Here is a 22,714-nt window from a genome sequence, read left to right as displayed (position 1 = left end):
TGGGTTCGATGATGGGGTTTCAGGTCACCACGTTGATCGGTGCACCTTTGGCAAAGGCTGTGATGTTGGCGGCAAGCACGCTTTTAAGCCGTGCAACGCTGCTCTGGCTTGCCCAGGCCACGTGCGGGGTGACGATCAGATTGGGATGTGGGCTGTGGAGCAAAGGGTGATCTGCGCTAGGTGGTTCGGCATAGAGCACGTCCAGTGCCGCCCCGCCCAACCGCCCATTGGCGAGTCCTGCCAGCACAGCGTTCTCGTCGACCAGCGGGCCACGCGCAGTGTTGATAAGGACTGCACCGGGTTTCATCCGGGCTATTTCCGCAGAGCCAATCAGATAGCGGGTTTGCGGCGTCAGCGGGCAATGGAGCGTCAGTGCATCTGACTTGGCCAGTACTTCGTCGAATGCGCTGTAGCCTTCCCGTACCTTCTGAGCCCCTCGCTGCTCGGCGAACAACACATTGATCTCCAGAGCGCGCGCAAGGCGTGCGACGCGACTGCCAATATCGCCACGACCAACAATGCCGAGGGTCGAACCTTGCAGATCCTGAATCGGCTCCCCATGAAAACAGAAGTGCGATGTGCCGGGCCATTGGGACGCAGAAGCCGCCTGGTAGGCGAGCAGATGGCGGCGCAGTGCAAACAAAGAGCCGATGACGGACTCGGCAACGCTCACCGCGCTATAGGCCGGCACGTTGCACACGATTACTCCCTGATCGCGACAGGCAGCAATGTCGACGCAGTCGTAGCCGGTGGCAGCCACACAAATCAGTTTGAGTTGGGGTAGTTGCTCCAGCGCAGCTCGGTCAAGGCGAACCTTGTTGGTGATGGCCACATCTGCCCCGGCCAGCGCTTCAACCACCTGATCGAGCGGTGTTTTTTCACGTTCGATCCAGCCAGTGGCTTCCAGCGGACGTGCTAATGGGGACGGCAGGCTAGCGCCGTCAAGAAAGACGATATTCATGGCGATGGGTCTCTTCAGCGGTCAGGTGCGAGAAGCTCGGAAATCTCGATCAGATTCAGGTCGGGATCGCGTACGTACACCGAGCGAATCGGTCCGGTCGCGCCCGTTCGTTGCACAGGCCCATCGATGATTGGCCAGCCCTCGGACTCCAGTCGCGCAACCACGGCATCGAGCCCGACGCTTGCGATAAAGCACAGATCCAGCGCACCCGGCACAGGTAGATGTGCCTTGGGTTCAAACTCACGCCCGCGCTCGTGGACGTTGATTTTCTGATTGCCGAAACGGAATGCAGACCGGCCATTTCCGAACGTTTCAGCACGCATTCCTAGCACCCGAACGTAGAAATCCTTACACGCCTTGATGTCGATTGTGGTGAGTACCAGATGGTCGAGACGGTCGATCATTGCGCACGCTCCAACTCGGTGTTGGTCACCTGCCGGGTGAGCGTGTGCACATGTTCCGGAATCGGATGCAGATCCAGGCGCTTGCCGGCCCTGAGAATCTGGCTGGGCGTATCGTGGCCGATCAAAGCTGGCAGGCGCGCTGCCGCCGCCAGTACCCGGTCCAGATTCATGCCGGTGTCGTAATCCATCAGACTGAGCATGTGCACCAGGTCTTCCATGCATACGTTGCCGCTCGCTCCCGGCGCATAGGGGCAGCCGCCCAGACCGCCCAGCGAAGCATCGAAACGGTCCACACCGGCGGCAAGTGCGGCCAGCGTGTTGGCCAGGGCCATGCCACGGGTATTGTGAAAATGCAGGGTGACTTGCAGATGGGGAAAGCGCTCCAGGACTTGCCGAGACAACGCTTCAACCTGGGACGGATAAGCCATGCCTGTGGTATCGCACAGCGTCACCCCTCGTACCCCCAGCGCAGCGAAACGCTCAACGAAGCCAAGCACGTCAGCGCTAGGGACATCGCCCTGCATTGGGCATCCGAAAACGGTCGACAAGGAGACGTTTACGGCCACCGGGCCGGTGCCTATTGCCCCCACCACATCCTTGAGCTGGGAGAACGATTGTTCCCGAGTCATCCTCAGGTTTGAGCGGTTGTGCGGTTCGCTGACTGACATCACCAGATTGGCTTCATCGATGCCGCAGCCCATTGCTCGCTCAGCACCCGTCACGTTTGGCACGAGCACCGTGTACTCAACGCCCGGTTGGCGAGCGATACCCGCCATGACCGCTTCAGCGTCGCGCAGCGCCGGGATGGCCTTTGGTGACGTGAACGATGTGACTTCGATCTTGGCGTAGCCACACTGGCTCAACTCATTGATGAGCGCGATTTTATCGTCGGTTTGTATGAAGGTTTTTTCGTTCTGGAAGCCGTCACGGGTCGCGACCTCCTGCATGAACAGGCGTTTCATTCAAGGTACTCCGCTAATCAGATAAGGCCGCGCTGGCGCCATTGCTCACGCGTGGGAACATCGATGCCCAAACGACCGAGAACGGCGTCGGTGTGCTCACCCAGCATCGGAGCAGTCGAACGTAACTGACCTGGTGTTGCGGTCAGTTTGGGGACGACGCCTGGCAACGTGACCGGCGTACCGTCATCCAGTTGGCTGCGGATCAACATATCGCGGGCCTGGTAGTGGGGATCGGCAGCGATGTCGGCGGCGTCGTAGATTTTTCCGGACGGGATGTTGGCGTCCCTCAGAGCAGCCAATACCTCGTCCAGAGGACGTTCGGCGGTCCAGGTGGCAATCGCGGCATCCAGTCTGGCGACGTGGCGTACACGACCGTCGTTCTGCTGAAGCTCTGGATCGTCGGCCAGATCCTGCCGGTCGATCTTCTCCATCAAACGCTTGAAGATGCTGTCGCCATTACCTGCAATCAGCGCGTACTTTCCATCCTGGCAACGATACGCGTTGGTAGGCGCAATTCCCGGCAAGCTGCTGCCAGCTGGCTCGCGCACTGTGCCGAACACCGAGTGTTCAGGAATCAGGCTCTCCATCATGTTGAAAACCGATTCGTAGAGCGCCACGTCTACCTGCTGACCTGCCCCGTGATTCTGCTCCCGGTGACGCAGAGCCAAGAGAACACCAATCACGCCATGCAGCGCCGATAACGAATCGCCAATCGATACGCCAACACGCACAGGAGTGCGCCCTGGTTCACCAGATAGATGACGTAGCCCACCCATGGCCTCGCCTATGACGCCAAAGCCTGGAAGGTCGCGATAAGGTCCGGTCTGCCCGTAGCCTGATACGCGCAACATGATCAATTTCGGGTTGATATCGCTCAGTACATCCCATCCCAAACCCCAGTTCTCCAAGGTTCCCGGACGAAAGTTTTCGATGAGGATGTCAGCATCCTTCACCAGCTGCTTCACGACGGCATGCGCCTCGACCTGACGAAGATCCAGTGTTACGGATTGCTTGTTACGAGACTGAGCCGCCCACCACACAGAAGTGCCATTGTGCAGTAATCGCCATTTACGCAGAGGGTCGCCCGTCACCGGAGGTTCGATCTTGATTACTTCGGCGCCAAACTCGGCGAGGATTTTTGCAGCGAAGGGTCCAGCGATTAGCTGGCCCATTTCGACGACTTTGATGCCATCCAGAGGTAGGCTCATGACGTTTTCCGTTCTTGTTGGAGGTTCTGTCTGGATCATCCCCCTGAACGGTCCACGTGAGAATTTCAAAGTTTTCCACTACTCTTTCCAAAATGGAAACCTTTGGAGCAATGTGTGCTCAATCTCCTTCAACTCGACCTGGCGTCTCTGAGACTTCTGGTACTCGCGGCGAGCAGCCAGAATCTGACGAAGGCTGCGGACGGAGCGCACATGACCGTATCGGCAGCCAGCAAGCGGCTTGCTGAACTTGAACGCGTCACGGACTGCACTCTTTTCATTCGTCTTCCAAGGGGACTTCAGTTGACCCCCGCAGGAAGAGGCCTGGCCGAACATGCTCGATTAATCCTCGAAAGTGTCGAGCGCATGGCACATGACGCCAATGACTTTTCTCATGGCGTTCGGGGGCACGTCAGGCTGTTCGCCAATACATCAGCGGTGATCCAGTTCCTTCCCAAGGACCTCAACACTTTCCTTGCGACGAACCCGCACGTGCGCATTGGTATGGAGGAAGCGCTAAGCGACTCGACGATTCAGGCCGTTGAGGACGGTCGTGCCGACATAGGGATCTTCGCTGACAATGTATTGGCTCCAAATCTGGAGGTACGCCCTTACCGCGCAGACCAATTAGTGCTGTTAGTGCCAAACAATCATCCCTTGGCCGAACGCTCACAGCTGAGCTTTGCTGACACGCTCGATTACGATTATGTCGCGCTGAATCAAGGCAGCTCGCTATTACGGCGCATCAGCGATGCCGCCCATGATGCAAGGAAACTGCTGAAAGTCAGAATTCAGGTAGCCAGCTTCGATGGCATCTGCCGAATGATCGAGGCCGGTTTGGGTATCGGGATTTTGCCGTTGGAGTCGGTGAGGCATGGGCTTCTTGAGACGAGTTTGAAAGCAGTCGCGCTTGAGGATCATTGGGCATCTCGAACGTTGTTCGCAGGTGTTGCTGCCAACACGCGTCTATCTCCGGAGGCAGCGAATCTCTTCAACTTCCTGACAAGCTTGGAATAAGTAATCGAGTTTCAGAAGGCAGTGCGCGCGCCTGGACAGGCCGCTGTCGGCCAGAAACAGTCCTCGGTAACAGGCCTCAACATTCCTGATCGCTGATGATCACAGAAGCCGCTCACTTGTTTCCATCAAATAATCGATGAAGAGCCGCACGCGCATTGGGACCTGCCTGCCAAACGCGTGCAGGGCATGGATCGAGGTGGTTGCCATTAGCTCGTTTGGCAATACTCGGGTAAGCGTTCCGCGCTCTATCTCATTGCGCAATGCGAAAGCGGGCAGTTGAACAATTCCAACGCCCTCCATGGCAGCTTGAATCAGCGTGACCGCATCATCTGTGTCAAAGCAGCCATCAGGCAAGTAACTGCGCCCATCCGCAAATATGAAAGCGTAAGGGCGCCCTGCAAGCAGGTATCTGAGGCAGGCATGGTCTTGAAGATCGGCAACGCTTTCAGGATGCCCCCGACTGGCCAGATAAGCAGGTGACGCCACCAAGAGATACGGAATGTCTGCCAGGTGCCGCCCGATCAAGCCCGTATCGTCGAGATTGCCGATGCGTATGGCCAAATCATATCCCTCACGGATCATATCCACATTTCTGTCAGTCACCGTGACTTCAAGTTTGATGTTTGGGCTCCTTTCAGAGAACTCTTTGACCCAACCTGAAACCAACGATCTGCCAACCAGCACGGGCACCGTTATTCGCAAAAGCCCTTTGGCTGACCCGGCGGATTGCACAACATCTTCCGCGCTTTCGATACCTTGGAGCAGAGGTGCTACAAAGTCGTAATAGACGCTTCCCTCCGCTGTAAGACTCAGCGTTCGCGTAGACCGTTGCAGCAACCTGACACCCAGTCGCTTCTCCAGCCGAGCCACGCTTTTGGACACTGCGGACGGGCTTGCGCCCAATATTCTCCCGGCGCCACTGAATGATCCTGAGTCAACCGTGCGCACAAAAGCAGCTAGCCCCGCAGTTTTTTCAACGATGGTGACCATTCGAGAACTCCAGGCACAAATGAAACGATTATTTGGCGGATGGTGCAAAAAGCCAGGCCGATTAGGATATCTAAAACCTTGAATCGGAGTGGCACGGATGAACAGGCTAGACGGCAAAGTAGTTGTTATCACGGGGGGGGCCCAAGGATTAGGCGAATCTCATTCCAGGCTCTTCGCAGAGCTGGGCGCTCACGTGGTTATCACCGATGTGGAGACCGGTGCGGGCTTCAGACTCGCGCAAGAACTGACAGGCATGGGGTATGTCGCGAATTTCCAAGAACTGGACGTAAGCGATGAGGCCAACTGGGGACGGGTCATCGAGCAGGTTCTCGGCCAGCATCGTCGTATTGACGTTCTGGTGAACAACGCGGGTATCTATCTGCGCACCCAGCTTGAAGAGATTAGCGCTCAGCAGTTCGACAAAGTGATGGCAATCAACGTGAAGGGCACGTTTTTGGGGTGCAAAGCGGTTGCGCCTGTCATGCGTGCACAGGGCGGCGGTGTCATCGTCAACACTGGCTCAATCGCGGCAATGGTCGCTAACTTGGACGGTGAAGTCGCCTATTGCGCTAGTAAGGGCGCGATCAAGATGCTGACCAAAGCCGTCGCTTCAGATTTGGCTAAAGACAATATTCGTGTCAACTCGGTGCATCCTGGCGTCGTCAAGACCCCTATGGCAGCGGACTTTTTCAAGGACCCCCAACTTGCCAAGCAACTGCTGGGGACAACGCTGATGGAGCGCGCCGCTGCTCCCGCTGAAATCTCCCAGGCGATCGCATTCCTCATTTCCGATTCGGCTTCTTTCATGACCGGCTCCGATCTCGTCGTTGACGGTGGTTTCACTGCAGTGTGATCCGCACTGACCTTGTTCATCCCTTTGGCTGGGGAACCAGCCTTTTTTAACTCTTATCGAGAGCGATATACATGAACGATCTGACCGGCAAAGTCGCCATCGTCACTGGGGCATCAAAAGGTATCGGCGCGGCGATTGCCAAGGCTTTGGCCTCCGCGGGTGCCGCCGTTACTGTTAACTATGCGTCAAGCAAGTCTGGCGCGGACCGCACTGTGGCTGAGATTCTGAATAAAGGAGGAAAAGCAATCGCAGTTCAAGGTGATGTCGGGTCATCTGCCGACGTGAAAAGAATGTTCGAGGAAACCCAGGCCGCATTTGGGGCGCCTTCTGTACTGGTCAACAATGCGGCTACGTTTGAATTCGAGCCGTTTGAGAACGTGTCAGAAGAGGAGTTTCACAAGGAATACAACACCAATGTCCTGGGCCCCATTCTAACCATTCAGCAAGCGCTGAAGTACTTCCCCAAAACGGGTGGCAGCGTGATCAACATCAGCTCTATCTCCAGCAAGAACCCGGTCCCGACAGCGGTGCTTTACTCCTCCACCAAAGGCGCTATCGACGCACTGTCTGCCGGTTTGGCCAAGGAACTTGGGCCGCGAAATATTCGAGTGAATATTGTTGCCCCAGGCGGCACTGAGACCGAGGGAACAGAGCGTATCGGCTTGGTCGGCAGCGAACAACAACAGATCATGGCAGCTGCTACACCGCTGGGACGCTTCGGCCGACCAGAAGATATTGCTCCTGCAGTCGTGTTTCTTGCTTCGGATGATTCTGCCTGGTTGACGGGTGAACGCATTAACGCTTCGGGTGGTTTGCGCTAACAGCTAACGGTTATCGTAATTTTCCCACGCCAGCGTCTCCAATCCTCGACGATCAACTCGAAATGCCTTCATTCGTTTTTCAAATAAATGAAAGTTGTCGTCGAGGGCTACATGAGGAAGCTTCGATTGCGGACCCTATTGTGACTGACTACATCAGGAAATAAAAAATGTCGCTTCAACTCAAGCTCGATGCAGTGAAACATGACTTTGAATCCAGAGTTCCAGCTCAAGCCCTTGCCGTGATGGAGAAGTCTACTCAAGACCTCGTGGCCTCCAGACAGGCAGAGCGCGCGCTTAAAAGCGGCGATGTTGCGCCGACTTTCACGCTGGCGGATTCTGACGGAAACACGGTTGCATCTGAAGATCTGCTTTTGAAAGGTCCGTTGGTCATCACCTTCTATCGAGGCGTCTGGTGCCCTTATTGCAACCTTGAACTGCAAGCTTTAGAAGCCGTGCGCAGCGAAATCGAATCGCGGGGCGCGACGCTCATTGCCGTCTCCCAACAGACAGCGGGCAACAGCAGAGCGTCGCGCCGTGACAACGCTGTTTCCTTTCCAATCCTGATCGATCAGGGCGGGGGCTTGGCCGATTCGTTCGGAATTCGCTGGGCGCTACAGGGTGAAATCAAAGCGCTGTACGAGCAGTTCGGCGTCAATCTCCAAACATTCAACGGCGAGTCAAGCTGGACGCTGCCAATGCCTGCCCGATACGTGATCGATACAGAAGGCGTGATTGCGTACTCCGAAGTCAATCCGGATTATACGAGGCGCCCAGAGCCTGCCGAGTTGTTGCCCATCTTAGACGCCTTCGACAAATACGCTGGTTAGCGTGACCTCGGCAGGTGCGTTGTGAAGCTCTATTACCATGCTGGGGCATGTTCGACCTCCAACCTCATTGCGCTGGAAGAAGCCGAATTGAGCTACGAGGCAATTCCGGTAGACCTCACTGACTCCCTCAGTACAATTACGGCGCGGGTAAAAAAGCTGAATCCGATGGTCCAGCTCCCCATACTCGAGCTGGATGACGGGACGGCGCTGACCCAGAATGTTGCAATTCTTCCTTACATTGCAGACCTTGCCCCTGAAAAATCTCTATTCCCTCCGCAGGACAGATTTGAGCGCGTGCAGGCGGAAAGCTGGTTGTCATTCATCGCCGCAGATTTGCATACCGCGTTCGCTACAGAGTATGCATGGACGCTGATCTGGGAAAAGAACTCTCCAGATTCGTTTTTCATTTGCATTCAAAATGGGTGAGACGGGGGTGATCATGTGCGCACTCACGCGCAATTTTCGCAAGTCAGCTATCGGCTCGAAGCGGACGTTCAGGTGACACAACCCGTAACGATCCACACGCCCTCCGCAACGCGAGCATTCTTCCACCCGGTCCAGGGTATTGGGCTGAGCCATCGAAAAAATAGTGTGAGATGATGTGTTTGGCGTTGCCAAGGAGATAAGAATGGAGGGTATTAGGGACGCCATACCCCCCTCGCTTCTTAACTTTACGAGATGGGCATGGGACCTGGGCTGAAAAAGTGATAATGAACACCCTGTTAGTACAAGCCCCCGCTGTTGTTCTGGTCAACAATGCAGTAGGCATCACGATCATAAAATATGCGATTTACTTAGTCAGCCGCCGTGCGACTCGTTTAGCTAATTTCCCAAATTAATCAGAAGGAAGATTCCATTTTCAAGTGAATGATTATTTTGATGGCGCAGTGAAATCTATCGCATTCACTGCCGAGTCAGGCAGCACAAGCGTAAGCGTTATGAATCCTGAAGCTTATGTCTTGAGCGCAAGCCAGCGCGAAACGATGCAGGTCATTTCAGTTCGGTTGACAGCTAAGCTCACCTCTGACGGTGCCTGGGAGGCGCACGAAGCCGGGAGTCACTTCGACGCCCAGCAAAACAACCAGTTTGAAGTCAAAGTCGAAATCATCTCAGCTTACCTTTGCGAATATCATCCATAATTCCTAAGAAATTGTCGGTTTTCTGCACAATTTCAAAAGTTAAAAGTGTGCGCTGCCTGATGGGTTGCGCCCCGTCTGCAAGCTATGCAGAAAAGCCGTGATTAAATACTGTTTTCATGCAAGCCAACGCTGCACAACCCTACGTAGCATCTGGATACGGCGACGCTCGGTTTCGGACCGCCGACTGATCTAAAAACAATAACGTCAGTGACCCAGCCAAGCGGTATCTATCCGTAGTGCTAAACGCCTTTCTCACTGCCAAACATCCACTTCGCTCGCAAACCTCGTGGCGAATATTGTTATGAGCCAACGCTCTGTGAGGGCAGGAATGTCTATTTGCATCAGCCTGAAAAAACGACTCAACTACTTCAATTCGCTGCCCGGGCTCAGGGCCGGCGCAGCATTCCATATGGAGGTGGACGCCAAAATAATGTGTAGCAGCTAAAGCCATAAAATAACAATAGCTAAACTACCCTTCTGCCGCCGTTCGAAGTCAATGAAAGGAGCGATAAAATGGCAAGTCCTGAACCTCGGGCTTTAAAACACGGGTTGACCTCCCGACAAGTCTCAATGATTTCAATCGCGGGCATTATTGGTGCCGGATTATTTATCGGTTCCTCAAAAGCGATCGCTACCGCAGGCCCTGCTATTCTTCTTTCTTACCTTATCGCAGGCGTGCTGGTGCTTCTTGTCATGCGCATGCTCGGTGAAATGGCTGTCGCTAACCCTAATAGCGGATCATTTTCAACTTACGCGGGCCGTGCGATCGGGCCGTGGGCTGGCTTTACAATCGGTTGGTTGTACTGGTGGTTCTGGGTGCTCGTCATTTCGGTCGAGGCAATCGCCGGCGCAGATATCCTGCATGCTTGGATTCCAACGGTGCCGTCTTGGCTCTTCGCGTTCCTGATCATGGCCGCTCTGTCAGGAACCAACCTGGTAAGTGTTCGAAACTTCGGCGCGTTTGAGTATTGGTTTTCATTGGTAAAAGTTGTCGCAATCATTGCTTTCATTGTCGTCTGCGGCTTAGCAATCAGCGGGTATTGGCCTCTTGCGCAAGCCTCAGGAGTTAGCAATCTGAATGCTCATGGTGGCTTCATGCCAAATGGTTTTGGCGCTGTCCTTGGTGGCGTTCTTGTAACCATTTTCTCGTTCTTCGGGGCTGAAATCGTGACGATTGCAGCCGGTGAGACAGCCAATCCAAAAGAAAAAATCCGGCGGGCAACCAACTTCGTAGTCTATCGAATCGCGGTTTTCTACCTGCTGTCTATTTTCCTCATCGTTTGTCTGGTGGCGTGGGATGATCCTACTCTCGTGCAGGTTGGTTCATTCCAGCGAGCTCTCGAGATCCTGAATGTACCTGGCGCCAAATTGATGGTCGACATTGTGGTGCTGGTGGCCGTAACCAGTTGCATGAACTCTGGTCTCTACACTGCTTCGCGTATGCTCTACTCGCTGGGCGAGCGCGGCGAAGCTCCTCGTAAAGCCAAACACATTTCCCGCAATGGTGTACCTACCGTCGCAGTAGTGGGATCAACGCTGGCAGGCTTCGTAGGCTGCTTTGTTAACTACGCGCTGCCTGGCCAGGTTTTCGGCTTCCTGCTGTCTACCACTGGCGCCATTGCGTTGATTGTGTACCTGGTAATCGCGGTGTCGCAGCTTCGTATGCGCTCTATCATGACTAAGCAGGGAATCGATCCTGCGTTCAAAATGTGGCTCTACCCATGGCTAACCTGGTTTGTCATCGTGCTGATTGGTGCAGTACTCGGGTATATGGTATTGAGTCCATCTTACCGCTATGAGACCTTGATGACTGCGGCGGTGGCCGGGACGATGTTACTCATCGCACTCGTACGGAAAAAATCTGAAGTCAATCACTACAAGATTGAGAGTTTTTCTTGACCCACACGTAATCGCTTCAAGTAGTACGGCGCATGATTGCGCCGTACCACAAGATTCACTCCCCGCCTGATGGATTCAAAAACTACACCTCGATCAAGCTTTGGCCCGAGCTACCGAGAAGCCTCCGCCCCGCATCGCGAATGCCGCCCCAATCCCCAGCGCAATGAAAGGCCCACGCTCAGGTAATAAGTGGAAAGCCAACGACACCAGGACTGCGCCAAAGCACTGACCCAGAAATCTTGAGAGAGCGACGATTGCGCTCGCGCTACCCCGCGTTGTAATGGAGCGCTGAACATCATCATTTTGAGATTCGGAGCTTGGTAGAGCCCAAAACCAACTCCACAAACCACCATTCGCCATCCAACGTCGATGAACGCGACGTGATCCGGAAGAACGCTAAGCGCGAACATCCCAAGAGAAAGAATAAGCAGTCCGGTGGTGCAGAGCACATCGGGGCTAAAGCGATCGGAGAGCAAGCCGCTTATGATTGCCATGCAGGCAACAACTGCGGGCCACGGCGTTATCAACATGCCAGCCGCTCGGACACAACGGAAATCAAGTCTGTCTCCGTGAGTATCACCGGTAATGCCAACCAGTGGGGGATGGTTAGCGTAATTTTTCTACGAAGACTTCGCTCGGCCAACACATTGTCGACAAAACGCACGTCATGCTGAGTAACCGTCACGTGAACGTGATGCGCACGTAGAAACTCATCCAACGTCAAATCTCCTGCTGCCAAGGGGATGACCACTACGCATAACGGAAATCATCTGGTCGGTGAAAAGAGGTTCACCACTGATATTCGACGGAAGTTTAAGTTGCGTGCTGATTGCGAAATCGAGCTGGTCGTTTTCGAGCATCACAATCGTCTGATCGACGGAGACCTGAGTAATATCCACTTTTAAGCCGGGTGCCTGGACAAGAAACTCACCAGCTAGCTGTGGCATTACGAGGTAGGTGACCAGATCTGACAGGCGACCAAAAAATGATCATCGCTCAAGGCCGGTTCAAAGGTAACCTCAGAGGTCATCAAACGCTCCATCTCTCGCAGCATCCTGATGACACCGACGCTCAATTCGATTGCGCGCGGTGTAGGCTCAATCATCCTCCCAACCCGGATGAACAAGTTATCCTTGAACAACACGCGCAAGCGCGATACGGCGCTGCTCATTGCCGGCTGACTTATCGGCGCCTTTAGGGCTGCACGCGTCACATAGAGCTCTGTCACCAACGCATCGGAAAGAACCAATAGATTTAGATCGACGGCCGTAGATTCATTACCCCTCCGACATCTGGGCAGCACGCAGATAGTGGGACCAAGGCCATGATTAGAATCACGATCAACGTGCCATTACCAGTTGGCTCGATTTTCATTTGGATTTCTCCCCCCAGAGCGCACCAAGAATGCCACCGGTCAATGCGCCGGAGACAACATGGCTGTACTTTGGAAGAAACCAGTAAGCGCCGATTGAAGAGCAGGCCGCGCCCCCATAGACCAGCATGCGCAGACCTTTCTTCCCACCCACCACCATAGCGAGTAGAAAGCAGCCCATCACCATGTCGAGACCAAGGCTCACTGGATCATGCAGGGCATTGCCGAAATGAAGGCCGAGCCAGCTTCTTGGCGTCCGTTGTCATGGGACAGGCCCACCATTGCCCAATTTGCATCGGAGCTAATCACCAGAACGCCTTAGCGTTTGGCGGGCGAAAGATCTCTTAGCCAAGGATAAAGGGTGGCCTCCATGAGCAGATGCCTGGCATTGATGGCTATAACTGATACGACCAAAGGCACCGTCGGCACGTGTTCACCTCAGAGATCCGACACAGCAAATTGCGCCGCACCGACAAGTATCACGATCAAATCACCCTTTTTGATCAACTTATATTTCGTATAGCTCTATTTGAAAATCGAATGAGCAAATCGGCGTACTTAGCCGGAATCGGGTCCCAGTTGGCAGTCAGTCGCTCAAGGAATCAGGCGCAGGCGTTGCGAGTGCCCACCCTCCAGTCTCAGCAGCCTATAGGTAAGCGCCAAAAGAGCGGACACGGCTTGACTGTGCAGCGTTATCTGGCTGCGCGCTATCAACTCAGGCGCACTGTCGAGTAACAGGATGACACTCGTCGCCATCAACCTTAGATCTGAGTCATGATGTTTCCGCCCTGTGCACCCAGCAATAATTGTTATGAGTTCAAGTAGATACCGGTCGCGCTCTTGGGCTAGACGCGCCCGCTGGTCTTCACCCAAGTGGCGCATTTCTGATAATACCAACCCTTCCACCCTGCCAACCGTCAGTTGATCGTTCACGTGAAACGTGACGAATGCGGTAAGCAGGTCTGACGGGGTGGCACGCTTAGGTCGGGCGCATTGCCAACGCTCGAATCTTTGATCGATGATATTTTCAAGGACCTGCTCAAGCATTTCAGCTTTGCTTTTGAAATGGTGATAAAGGCTTCCCGGCTGCAATCCCAGCTTTCGAGCCAGGCAACGCATCGACATCGCGGAAAAACCCAGCTCGGCGATCAGTTGCATGGCTGAATTCAGTATGGCTTCGGCGGGGCTCTGCAAAGGCTCGGCTAACTGGGTTTGTGTCATGTATCACTCCAGCTCAAAAAGGATGTCGGCATAACCGACGACAGCGCCATCAGTTGCGTACGCTCGCGCCAGCACACCATCGTGTTCGCTCACCACGCCTTCAAGCGTATCTTTGTATTGGACGAATGCGATTATTTGTCCTTTCTTGACGGTTGCCCCTAATGCGGTAAAACGCTCGCTCTGTTGCGGATGGGTCAGTCTGAGGACGCCCATTTCAGGTGAGTTAACCACTTTCGCCTTTCTGATCGATTCGCAGGACGCAACCACCTTCGTGGCCGTTTTCGGGCGAGGTGCAACACTCAACTTCAAGTGTTGCCCTCCGTGTTCGAACTCAAAGTTACGGACTTGGGTCGAAGCAACAAACGTCACCAGCCTTTCAAGTTCTTCGTGTGTCACTTCGCATGCTCCCTGGTCCGCTCATTGCTTTGGCTGAGGTAACGCTCAAGGTGATGGATGTCCGCCCCACCTTGCACGAATCCGTCCTCCGTCATCAGCGTTTGATGCAATGGAATGTTGGACTTCACACCACTTAGACGTGTCTCGCTGAGCGCGCCCTGCATACGAGCAATAGCTTCCTCACGAGAAGCTGCGTGCACGATGCATTTTGCGATCAACGAATCGTAGTAAGGCGGGATGGTATAACCGCTATACAAGTGCGTATCGACCCTGACGCCAGGACCTGCGGGCGCAATCCATTGCTCAACTTTGCCCGGACAGGGGGCGAAGGTGTACGGATCTTCTGCGTTGATACGGCACTCGATAGCGTGCCCCCGCATCCTGACGTCTTTCTGCTCGATGGACAGGGTCATACCCATTGCAATACGCAGTTGCTCGCGGACGATATCCACGCCAGTCACCAACTCGGTTACTGGATGTTCGACCTGCACACGGGTATTCATTTCAATGAAGTAGAACTCGCCATCTTCATAGAGAAACTCGAACGTGCCGGCACCACGGTAGCCGATCATTGAACAAGCCTTCGCACAACGCTTGCCAAGATCCCGAAGCGCGTCACGATCAATACCTGGCGCAGGTGCCTCTTCGATCACTTTCTGATTACGCCGCTGCATCGAACAGTCACGCTCCCCTAGCCAGACCACGTTACCGTGACCGTCGGCAAGAATCTGGATCTCGATGTGACGGGGATGCTCAAGGAATTTTTCAAGGTAGACCTCAGGATTGCCGAACGCTCGCCCGGCTTCCTCCTTAGTCACGGCCACTGCCTCGTCAAGCTGCTCGGCAGAGCGCACCACACGCATTCCGCGTCCTCCGCCTCCTCCGGAGGCTTTGATGATCAGGGGATAGCCACACGCTTTGGCGAGCGCGTGGGTCTCCTTCTTATCAGCTGGAAGCGCGCCCGGAGAACCAGGTACACAGGGAACTCCCGCTCGAAGCATGGCTTGCTTGGCGCTGACCTTGTCTCCCATGATGCGAATAGCTGCCGAATCTGGTCCTACAAAGATCAATCCGGCCTTTTCAACTGACTCAGCAAAGTTGGCATTTTCGGAAAGAAAACCGTATCCGGGATGAATTGCCCCGGCCCCGGTCAGCTCAGCGGCCCGCAAGATGCGATTGGCATCCAGATAGCTGGAGCTGGCTGCTCCAGGGCCAATGCACAGGGATTGATCGGCCATATTCACATGCAATAGGTCGCGATCGGCCTCCGAATGAACAGCCACTGTGCGTAACCCTAGATCCCGGGCCGAGCGCAGAATACGCAGCGCAATCTCGCCACGGTTTGCTATCAACAATGTGTCAAAAGCAGCACTGGCCATGTTCAAGCCTCCTCATTGATCGTGAACAGCGGCGCACCCGCATCAACCATTTCGCCCTCGCGAATGAGGATTGCCGAAACGCGGCCCTGTGCGGGAGATTCGATGGGATTGAGCATCTTCATTGCCTCAATGATCGCGAGCGTCTGACCTTCTTCCACCCAATCGCCGACCTGCACGAACGGTTGCTCACCGGGAGCTGGTGCGCGATAGAACACCCCGCCCAAACTTGAGATGACCGTTTGACCGTCGGCTGCTGGAAGAGGAGTCTGGGCCGCTGTTTGCACCATCGTCGTCGCTGCGTCGTCACTGATTGCTTGGGCGCTTCCTAAGGGTGAGGCCTCATCGGCATCCAGTTTGAACCGTACTACGTCTCCGTTTTCGGAGTACTCCAGTTCTCCCAATCCGGTACGCTCCGCGAGCTGGATCAACCGCTCGATGAACTCAATCTTCATACAGGCACCTGTTCTTATATAAAGCGCGATTCAACTGAAATTGGTGACTTCGATGCCTTCGGTCGCCAAAAGCTTACGGATCGTTCGGGCGATCTCTACTGCCGCAGGCGTGTCGCTGTGGACGCAAATGGAATCCACTGGGCAACTGAAGATTTTCCCCGATACAGTCTCAACGCCCCCACCGCGAATCATGCGTATGACACGCTCTGCTGCGAGCTGCGGGTCGTGAATGACCGCGCCCGCCACCTTGCGATTTTGCAAGTGGCCGTCTTCGGTATACGCGCGATCAGCGAAGATCTCAGCGCGGGTGGTCAGCCCCATGTCTTGGGCGATCTTCGCGTGGTCGCCGACGGCCATGACCAAACAGATCAGTGTGGGATCGACTGCTTTCACAGCGCGGCACACCGCGGCCGCCACCTGCGGATCCTGTGCGGTGAGATTGCTCAGGGCACCATGTGCCTTCACGTGAGTAATTGGATGACCAGCCAGAGCGGACATCGCTTGCGCCGCACCAATCTGATACGCAACGAGGCGCTCAATCTGCCCGGGCGTGAATGCCATCACTCGCCGGCCGAACCCCCACAGATCCGGAAACCCTGGATGCGCTCCGACAGCCACGTTTCGCTCTTTGGCCATAGCGAACGTCTGCGCCATAATCTCAGGGTCACCGGCGTGAAAACCGCAGGCGATGTTGGCTGAGGTCACGACATCCAGAATGGCGTCGTCATCGCCCATCTTGTAGGCGCCGTACCCTTCGCCCATATCGGTATTGAGATCGACCTTGAATGAATTCGACACGGCTTGTTCCTCGTTTTTAGACTAATTTTTTGTACGCAGTGCCGACGACTCGCCGCAGTCGGTACAGTTCATCGTCAAGCTGGATTTGCGCCTGCAGCGCTTGGTCATGCGTGACTTCGACGAATCGGAACGTCGATCCCACGGCAAGCTGTGCTAGGCGAGCTATATCAACGTCGATCACGTTGGCGATTTTCGGGTAGCCTCCACAGGTGTTCGCATCGGCCATTTGCACGATGGGTTGCCCGGCGGGGGGGACCTGAACCGTTCCAGGCAAGATGCCATGTGAAAGCATCTCCATTTTCTGCCGGGGGGCGATTGTTGGACCTGCCAAGCGGATACCCATCCGGTTGGACTCTTGGGTGACTGTCCATTTGCTTGTAAAAAAACGTCGTAGTTCTTCGTCTGAGAACTCGCTGTACTCAGAAGCAGCGGTCACTCGGATTTCAGCTTCCCCTGTGACAACCGAAGTGGGGGCGCACACGCCACCGCTGAACTCAAAAGCAGCAGACTGATACACATCAATCGTGTCTCCGCGCCTCAGACCACGACCCTCCAGCCCACCCAATGCACTTTTCAAATCAGTCGAACGCGATCCCATGACCAACTGAACATCAAGCCCGCCGGCGAAGCAGACATAGCTGCGCACGCCGACGCTCGGTGGTTGCAGCACAAGAGTGTCGCCGGCTTTGGCATGACATACCCATTGAGGTGGCACGACTCTTTCGCCTAACGTGATCTGGCAATGTGCGCCTACGACGGCGAAGGTCTGCTCCTTGGTGAACCTTAATTTGAACGGGTACATTGCCACTTCAAGCGCCGCGCAAGCTGGGTCGTTGCCCAGCACCAAGTTACCAACCGCCAGTGCAGTAGCATCCATAGCGCCGGACTGCGCGACGCCAAGGTTCAGATAGCCGAACCGACCGGTGTCCTGAACCGAATTCAAAGCACCCGTAGTAAGGATCTCGATCACGATTGGATTCCTTCAATGACAAAACGAATCCGGTCGCCTGGTTGCAGCAGAGCCGGTTGTTCAGCGCTCGGATCAAACAGTCGGGTTGCCGTACCGCCAATGACATGCCATCCAGACGGTGCAGCGCATGGCGTGATACCGGCGTGACTGCCCCCGATGGTGACGGACCCTCCGTCGAGGCTCAGCCTCGGAGATGAACGTCTCGGCACCTGAATGCGCGCATCGAGTCCCGTGAGATACGGAAAACCTGGCATGGCACCCAAGCAAGCCACTTGGTACTCAGCCTCACTGTGAATACGGACGAACTCTTCCACCGACACGCTGCAGTAATCGGCGACGGTTTTGAGATCGCAACCTTTCGCTCCCCCATACTGAACGGGGATTTCAAACAGGCGACCCGGCGAGTTAACGGAATCGGTCTGATCCCATAGCGCAGAGAGCTTTCTCATCAGATCGCCTGCGCTAATGTTGCGTGGCTCGTAAACCACCAACAAACTGTTCACGCCAGGCACCGTCTCAGTCACAAACGGATGAGTGTCGACCGTTCTGGCCATGGACAGGATTCTGCTCTGTACCTGATCATTGAACTGCGCCTGCGCGGCATTCAGAAAAATGCCGCGAGTTCCTGCAACGCTCAACATCGGTTTGAGATTGAGGCTAGGCATAAGCCGATCACTCGTTAACAGGGACTGTATAGTTGAGGATCAGACGGCCGCCATCGGGATAGATGGTCTGTCCAACTATGTACGAAGCATCATCGCTGGCGAGGAACGAGGCCACACTAGCCACCTCGGAGGCATCGCCCAGTCGGCCAATCGGGGTACGTGACAGGACTGTCTTACGCTGTTCTTCACTAGCCATGACCGAGTTCATCACCAGTTCGGTTCCGATGGTGCCTGGGCCCAGAGCGTTGACGCGAATACCGTGTTTAATCAGCGCCACTGCCATAACGGCCGTCAGTTGCTTCACCCCACCCTTGGAAACGGCGTAACCCACCGCACTCGGATTGGCGAGGATCGCGTTGATGGACGACATGTTGATGATGGCACCCTTGATGCCACGATCGATCATGACGCGTGCCGCTGCTTGCCCGATCAGGAAAGGCGACTTGAGGTTGATGCGTTGAATCCGATCAAACTGATCTTCAGGGAAATCTACGAAGTCGGCGGTATGGATGACGCCCGCGTTGCAGAGCACGATATCAATCGAGCCAAAGTGATCGACTGCTTTAGCGACAATCGCGGCTGCCATCGCGCTATCAATTTCGCTGAGATCCGCCGCATACCAGGTAGCTTTTTCACCCAAACGCTCGGCTTGTGCTTTGACTTTCTCGCCCTGCACGTCCACCAATACCACTTTTGCACCATCTGCCAGGAACCGTTCGGCACATGCGAGACCCAACCCCTGAGCGGCACCTGTGACTAGCGCAACTTTGTTTTGATGCTTCATTACCTGCCATCTCCGTTGATGAATTGAAACTTCCCTGGGTTTTGGCTCAGGGCAACTGTCTCAATGCTACGGAGCTAGCCTCTAGCTGGCTTGCACCCTCTGTGGTGGCTTTTCTCGGTTTTTTGCACAGTTATGCTCGCCAGAATGAGTGCTATTGCCGCTTTTTTTGACGGATCCCCGCCTTATCTGGCTCATCAGTTCAGGGGCGCACCTGGTAGTTTTTCTGCGCTAAAAGCGAACGTTTGTGCGTGGATTAACAGAGCTAGTGTAAGCCCATAGCGCAAAAATCATCATCGTTCAAATATCCGTCTGGCTGCGAAAACTATGCAGTAAACCGTGATTATCGACGGAGCCTCTGCAAGACAATAAAACAAGGCGAGCTGCACACTATTGGCTCAATAGAGAGAAGTGTGGAGAGGACGTGATGAGCCAGGTATCAGAAACGGTCGTCATCATTGGTGGCGCCATCATTGGAAGCTTTGCTGCGTACTTTCTGAGGCAGGAAGGCTTCAAAGGACAGATCAAGATCATCGAGAAGGACAGCACCTACCAGTTTTCTTCTACTGCTCTGTCTGCCGCATCAGTACGTACTCAGTTTGGTTGCCCATTCAACATTGGAATGAGCCTGTTTGGCGTTCATGTGTTCAAGAACGTCCAACAGTACTTCGGTGACGACGCCGACATCGGCTTCGATGAGCGCGGCTATCTGATGCTGGGGTCGCATGATGCGGCGCAGAGTCAGCGTGAAAACGCGATGATGCAGCGCGAGCAAGGCGCGAGTATCGAGATTCTGACACCTCAAGATATCCGCGCTCGTTATCCCTGGCTGAACGTCGACGATATAGGCATCGCGACTTATGGCAGTGCCAACGAAGGCTGGTTCGATGCCTGGGCACTCCTGCAACTGGTGCGTAAGCAAGCACGCAAACTCGGCGCGGAGTACATCAATGGCGAGGTTACTGGCATTGAGACTTCAGCAGACGCAGTCGTAGGAGTTCGGCTCGCTGACGGTAGTCGAGTTGCCTGCGACTGGTGTGTCAATGCAGCTGGACCGGCAGGCGGCCAAGTAGCTGGGCTTGCAGGGGTGCAAATCCCGGTCGAGCCGCGCAAACGTACGGTCTTTCACTTTACTTCGCCCGTCGCCAGCGAGGGATTCCCGATGCTGTTCGACAACTCTGGATTGTGGGTGCGGCCTGAGGGTGATGGTTTCATCGCTGGTATCGCACCGGACGAGATCGACGATGCTCACCCCAACGACGATTTCGAACCCGCACATGGGCTACTCGAAGGCAAATTGTGGGAGTTACTTGCCCACCGTATTCCGGCAATGGAGCAATTGCGTCTGCGCCGTGCATGGGCAGGTCATTACGAGATGAATCTACTGGACCACAACGGAATCGTCGGTGCCCACGACACTCTGAAGAATTTCGTGCTGGCGACTGGATTTTCCGGGCATGGCGTCATGCATTCACCCGCGACTGGCCGTGGAGTCGCCGAACTGATTACCCACGGCAAGTTCACCTCGCTGGATCTCTCGCCGCTTGGTTTTCAGCGCATTCGTAACAACCAGCCCATCGTGGAATCAGTCGTCTATTGAGGTCCGATACACCTGTCAGCAGGAACTACCTATGAGCAAAATCGAACAACTGTTGCAAGAACAAGGACTTGAGTTGCCCGTACTGTCCGCAGGCGTTGGCAGCTACAAGCCTTATTACCTGGCCGGCAGTTTGCTGTTCCTTAGCGGGCAAGGCCCCCGCGACGACCAGGGAACTCTCCTTAAGGGCAAAGTAGGTGCCGGATATACCACCGAGCAGGCGTCTCAGGATGCTCAGCGTATTGCCCTGCAATTGCTGGCCACCGCCAAGCTTGCATTGGGCGACCTGAATCGGCTCAAGGGCGTGGTCAAGGTATTGGGGCTGGTCAACTGCGTACCCGAGTACACGGACCACCCCAAGGTAGTAGACGGCTGCAGCCTTTTGTTCAACAAGGCTCTGCCCCAAACGCCAGGGCATGCTCGTTCTGCCGTGGGTGCTACGTCTCTGCCCGGTGGAATCAGTGTCGAAATCGAAGCGATTTTTGAAGTCGAGTGATTCGTTTCCTAATCCGTTATCTCCAACTGCTGAACGATCGCCCAGCCTCTGTAGAGGCGCTAGAGGTTAGCCATGTCCGAGACAAAAAGTGCCTTTGTGAGCACTGATTCCATCCGCCTGCAATTTTCCGAGGCGATGTCCGATATGTATAAGCAGGAGGTCCCGCTTTACGGTGACCTGCTGGAATTGGTCAACGCAACCAATACTCAAGTGCTGGACGAACAGCCTCTGTTGGCCAGCCAGCTCAGTGACGATGATCATTTAAGTCGTTTGTCAGTCGAGCGTCACGGCGCCATTCGCCTCGGGAGTTCCAAGGAACTGAACATGATGCGGCGATTGCTGGCAGTTATGGGTATGCATCCGGTTAGCTATTACGATCTGAGCGTTGCGGGTGTCCCTGTTCATGCGACTGCATTTCGCCCTGTCACTGACGCCGCTTTGCATGCCTGCCCCTTCAGATTATTTACATCGTTGCTGCGCCTTGAACTGATAAGCGACCCGGAATCCCGGGAGCTTGCGCGCGAGTTGATCGAAAAACGCGACATTTTTACTGACCGCGCAAGGGAGTTGGTCGCAGCGTTCGAAGCCTGCGGTGGGCTGACTGAGCCCCAAGTACGGGAATTCGTAGCGCAAGCACTGCAAACCTTCAAATGGCACAGTCAGTCGACTGTCACCAGCGAGCAGTATTCCCGCCTGAATGCGGAGCACAGACTCGTTGCGGATATCGCCGCGTTCAAAGGACCGCATATAAACCATTTGACGCCTCGTACCCTAGACATCGACCGCGTACAGGCGTTGATGCCTTCCTACGGCATCGATGCAAAAGCACTGATCGAGGGCCCGCCGCTGCGGCGTTGCCCAATCCTGCTGCGTCAGACCAGCTTCAAAGCGCTGGAAGAGGCAGTCGCGTTTACCGATCAGAACGATGCACAGGGCCGACACACTGCCCGGTTCGGTGAGATTGAACAGCGGGGGATCGCTCTGACCCGCAAAGGCCGTGAACTGTATGACCAACTTCTCACCCAAGCCAAGGCCGCACACACCAGTGCTGGTGGAGGACCTGCGACATATGGGCAGCATCTTGAAAGGGCGTTCACTCAAATTCCAGACGATTACAGAGATTTGAGAACATTGGGCCTTGCGTATTTCCGCTACAGCACCGCGCAACCCGCCGATGCTCCGCCACTCGATGAAAGCTGGAACGTCGAAGCGTTGTTGGAACACGGATATCTGACCATCGCTCCACTGATCTACGAAGACTTCTTGCCAGTCAGCGCGGCGGGCATCTTCCAGTCAAACCTGGGAGAAGCGGTTCACGGCGACTATGGCATCCCGTCCAACCAAACCACGTTCGAAGCTGCTCTGGGTCTGCCAGTGCTGGACGAGTTCGAACTCTACGATGCCGCACAAGCCCAGTCTCTTGAGAACAGTCTCAAACAACTGAAAACAATTCACGGCTGATTACGCGATAACAACGATCCATTTCCCGCGAACAACAGAGCGAGAGCT

Annotated in this window: 24 protein-coding genes and 1 pseudogene; 10 read left to right on the top strand and 15 right to left on the bottom strand. The window is 55.0% G+C overall.

Features of this window, described 5'->3' with window-relative positions; all coding sequences use genetic code 11:
* Positions 1–19: 19 nt before the first annotated feature.
* Genes N5D61_RS11395 through N5D61_RS11380 form a run of 4 tightly spaced genes read right to left on the bottom strand, consistent with a single transcriptional unit; the run spans position 20 to position 3,535 of the window.
* Entirely contained in the window at positions 20–961 is a 942-nt protein-coding gene (locus N5D61_RS11395) for a D-2-hydroxyacid dehydrogenase (RefSeq protein ID WP_279892685.1), read from the bottom strand.
* 14 nt (positions 962–975) lie between these two features.
* Positions 976–1,365: a VOC family protein gene (locus tag N5D61_RS11390; protein WP_108238999.1), complete on the bottom strand. Its 390-nt coding sequence runs from the start codon at positions 1,363–1,365 to the stop codon at positions 976–978.
* Positions 1,362–2,327 (bottom strand): hydroxymethylglutaryl-CoA lyase, encoded by a 966-nt coding sequence (locus N5D61_RS11385; protein ID WP_279892684.1) that lies wholly within the window; start codon positions 2,325–2,327, stop codon positions 1,362–1,364. The genes N5D61_RS11390 and N5D61_RS11385 overlap by 4 nt, the downstream gene beginning before the upstream one ends.
* A gap of 17 nt (positions 2,328–2,344) precedes the next feature.
* Positions 2,345–3,535: a CoA transferase gene (locus N5D61_RS11380; RefSeq protein ID WP_279892683.1), complete on the bottom strand. Its 1,191-nt coding sequence runs from the start codon at positions 3,533–3,535 to the stop codon at positions 2,345–2,347.
* Positions 3,536–3,649: 114 nt separating this feature from the next.
* On the opposite strand from N5D61_RS11380, the gene N5D61_RS11375 reads away from it, so the two are divergent.
* Entirely contained in the window at positions 3,650–4,549 is a 900-nt protein-coding gene (locus N5D61_RS11375) for a LysR family transcriptional regulator (protein ID WP_108238996.1), read from the top strand.
* Positions 4,550–4,648: 99 nt separating this feature from the next.
* Here the strand turns inward: N5D61_RS11375 and N5D61_RS11370 are convergent, their stop codons facing one another.
* On the bottom strand, positions 4,649–5,539 hold the full coding sequence (locus N5D61_RS11370; RefSeq protein ID WP_279892682.1) for a LysR family transcriptional regulator: 891 nt from the start codon (positions 5,537–5,539) through the stop codon (positions 4,649–4,651).
* 97 nt (positions 5,540–5,636) lie between these two features.
* On the opposite strand from N5D61_RS11370, the gene N5D61_RS11365 reads away from it, so the two are divergent.
* From N5D61_RS11365 to N5D61_RS11340, 6 genes are all read left to right on the top strand, one after another.
* On the top strand, positions 5,637–6,392 hold the full coding sequence (locus N5D61_RS11365) for a glucose 1-dehydrogenase (protein ID WP_279892681.1): 756 nt from the start codon (positions 5,637–5,639) through the stop codon (positions 6,390–6,392).
* A gap of 71 nt (positions 6,393–6,463) precedes the next feature.
* Positions 6,464–7,213 (top strand): glucose 1-dehydrogenase, encoded by a 750-nt coding sequence (locus tag N5D61_RS11360; protein WP_279892680.1) that lies wholly within the window; start codon positions 6,464–6,466, stop codon positions 7,211–7,213.
* A gap of 167 nt (positions 7,214–7,380) precedes the next feature.
* Complete coding sequence (locus N5D61_RS11355) at positions 7,381–8,040, top strand: peroxiredoxin-like family protein (protein ID WP_279892679.1); 660 nt, start codon at positions 7,381–7,383, stop codon at positions 8,038–8,040.
* 21 nt (positions 8,041–8,061) lie between these two features.
* Positions 8,062–8,466 (top strand): glutathione S-transferase N-terminal domain-containing protein, encoded by a 405-nt coding sequence (locus tag N5D61_RS11350; protein ID WP_279892678.1) that lies wholly within the window; start codon positions 8,062–8,064, stop codon positions 8,464–8,466.
* A gap of 437 nt (positions 8,467–8,903) precedes the next feature.
* Positions 8,904–9,179, top strand: coding sequence for a pyrimidine/purine nucleoside phosphorylase (locus N5D61_RS11345; protein ID WP_279892677.1), 276 nt, complete (start codon positions 8,904–8,906; stop codon positions 9,177–9,179).
* 513 nt (positions 9,180–9,692) lie between these two features.
* Positions 9,693–11,078 (top strand): amino acid permease, encoded by a 1,386-nt coding sequence (locus N5D61_RS11340; protein ID WP_279892676.1) that lies wholly within the window; start codon positions 9,693–9,695, stop codon positions 11,076–11,078.
* Positions 11,079–11,788: 710 nt separating this feature from the next.
* Here N5D61_RS11340 and N5D61_RS11335 read toward each other — a convergent pair.
* The 10 genes and pseudogenes from N5D61_RS11335 to N5D61_RS11290 all read right to left on the bottom strand — a co-directional run bounded on the left by N5D61_RS11335 (position 11,789) and on the right by N5D61_RS11290 (position 19,115).
* Complete coding sequence (locus tag N5D61_RS11335) at positions 11,789–12,025, bottom strand: LysR substrate-binding domain-containing protein (protein ID WP_279892675.1); 237 nt, start codon at positions 12,023–12,025, stop codon at positions 11,789–11,791.
* A 423-nt stretch (positions 12,026–12,448) separates the two neighbouring features.
* Positions 12,449–12,933, bottom strand: a pseudogene (locus tag N5D61_RS11330) (AzlC family ABC transporter permease); the annotation flags it as partial.
* A 111-nt stretch (positions 12,934–13,044) separates the two neighbouring features.
* Entirely contained in the window at positions 13,045–13,671 is a 627-nt protein-coding gene (locus tag N5D61_RS11325; RefSeq protein WP_279892674.1) for a TetR/AcrR family transcriptional regulator, read from the bottom strand.
* Between the two features lie 3 nt (positions 13,672–13,674).
* A complete protein-coding gene (locus tag N5D61_RS11320) occupies positions 13,675–14,067 on the bottom strand; it encodes a hypothetical protein (protein ID WP_279892673.1) in 393 nt (130 codons plus the stop codon).
* Entirely contained in the window at positions 14,064–15,446 is a 1,383-nt protein-coding gene (gene accC, locus N5D61_RS11315) for an acetyl-CoA carboxylase biotin carboxylase subunit (protein ID WP_279892672.1), read from the bottom strand. Before accC ends, N5D61_RS11320 begins: the two co-directional genes overlap by 4 nt.
* A 2-nt stretch (positions 15,447–15,448) precedes the next feature.
* Entirely contained in the window at positions 15,449–15,898 is a 450-nt protein-coding gene (locus N5D61_RS11310; RefSeq protein ID WP_279892671.1) for a biotin/lipoyl-containing protein, read from the bottom strand.
* Positions 15,899–15,928: 30 nt separating this feature from the next.
* Positions 15,929–16,696, bottom strand: a complete 768-nt coding sequence (locus N5D61_RS11305) for a 5-oxoprolinase subunit PxpA (protein ID WP_108238985.1) — start codon at positions 16,694–16,696, stop codon at positions 15,929–15,931.
* A 16-nt stretch (positions 16,697–16,712) separates the two neighbouring features.
* Entirely contained in the window at positions 16,713–17,666 is a 954-nt protein-coding gene (locus tag N5D61_RS11300; RefSeq protein ID WP_158541392.1) for a biotin-dependent carboxyltransferase family protein, read from the bottom strand.
* Positions 17,663–18,331 carry a 5-oxoprolinase subunit PxpB gene (gene pxpB, locus N5D61_RS11295; RefSeq protein WP_279892670.1) on the bottom strand — a complete coding sequence of 223 codons (669 nt, stop codon included), beginning with the start codon at positions 18,329–18,331 and terminating at the stop codon, positions 17,663–17,665. The genes N5D61_RS11300 and pxpB overlap by 4 nt, the downstream gene beginning before the upstream one ends.
* Before the next feature lie 7 nt (positions 18,332–18,338).
* Positions 18,339–19,115 (bottom strand): SDR family NAD(P)-dependent oxidoreductase, encoded by a 777-nt coding sequence (locus tag N5D61_RS11290; RefSeq protein ID WP_279892669.1) that lies wholly within the window; start codon positions 19,113–19,115, stop codon positions 18,339–18,341.
* 424 nt (positions 19,116–19,539) lie between these two features.
* On the opposite strand from N5D61_RS11290, the gene N5D61_RS11285 reads away from it, so the two are divergent.
* From N5D61_RS11285 to N5D61_RS11275, 3 genes are all read left to right on the top strand, one after another.
* Entirely contained in the window at positions 19,540–20,712 is a 1,173-nt protein-coding gene (locus tag N5D61_RS11285) for an FAD-binding oxidoreductase (protein WP_108238982.1), read from the top strand.
* 31 nt (positions 20,713–20,743) lie between these two features.
* Positions 20,744–21,205: a RidA family protein gene (locus tag N5D61_RS11280; RefSeq protein WP_279892668.1), complete on the top strand. Its 462-nt coding sequence runs from the start codon at positions 20,744–20,746 to the stop codon at positions 21,203–21,205.
* A 72-nt stretch (positions 21,206–21,277) separates the two neighbouring features.
* Complete coding sequence (locus N5D61_RS11275; protein WP_279892667.1) at positions 21,278–22,666, top strand: VOC family protein; 1,389 nt, start codon at positions 21,278–21,280, stop codon at positions 22,664–22,666.
* The last annotated feature ends 48 nt before the right edge of the window (positions 22,667–22,714 follow it).

Source organism: Pseudomonas sp. GD03842, from assembly GCF_029841165.1.
Lineage (GTDB): Bacteria > Pseudomonadota > Gammaproteobacteria > Pseudomonadales > Pseudomonadaceae > Aquipseudomonas.
Note: the sequence above shows the minus strand (reverse complement) of the source record. Positions and strands in the feature narration are given on the sequence as shown.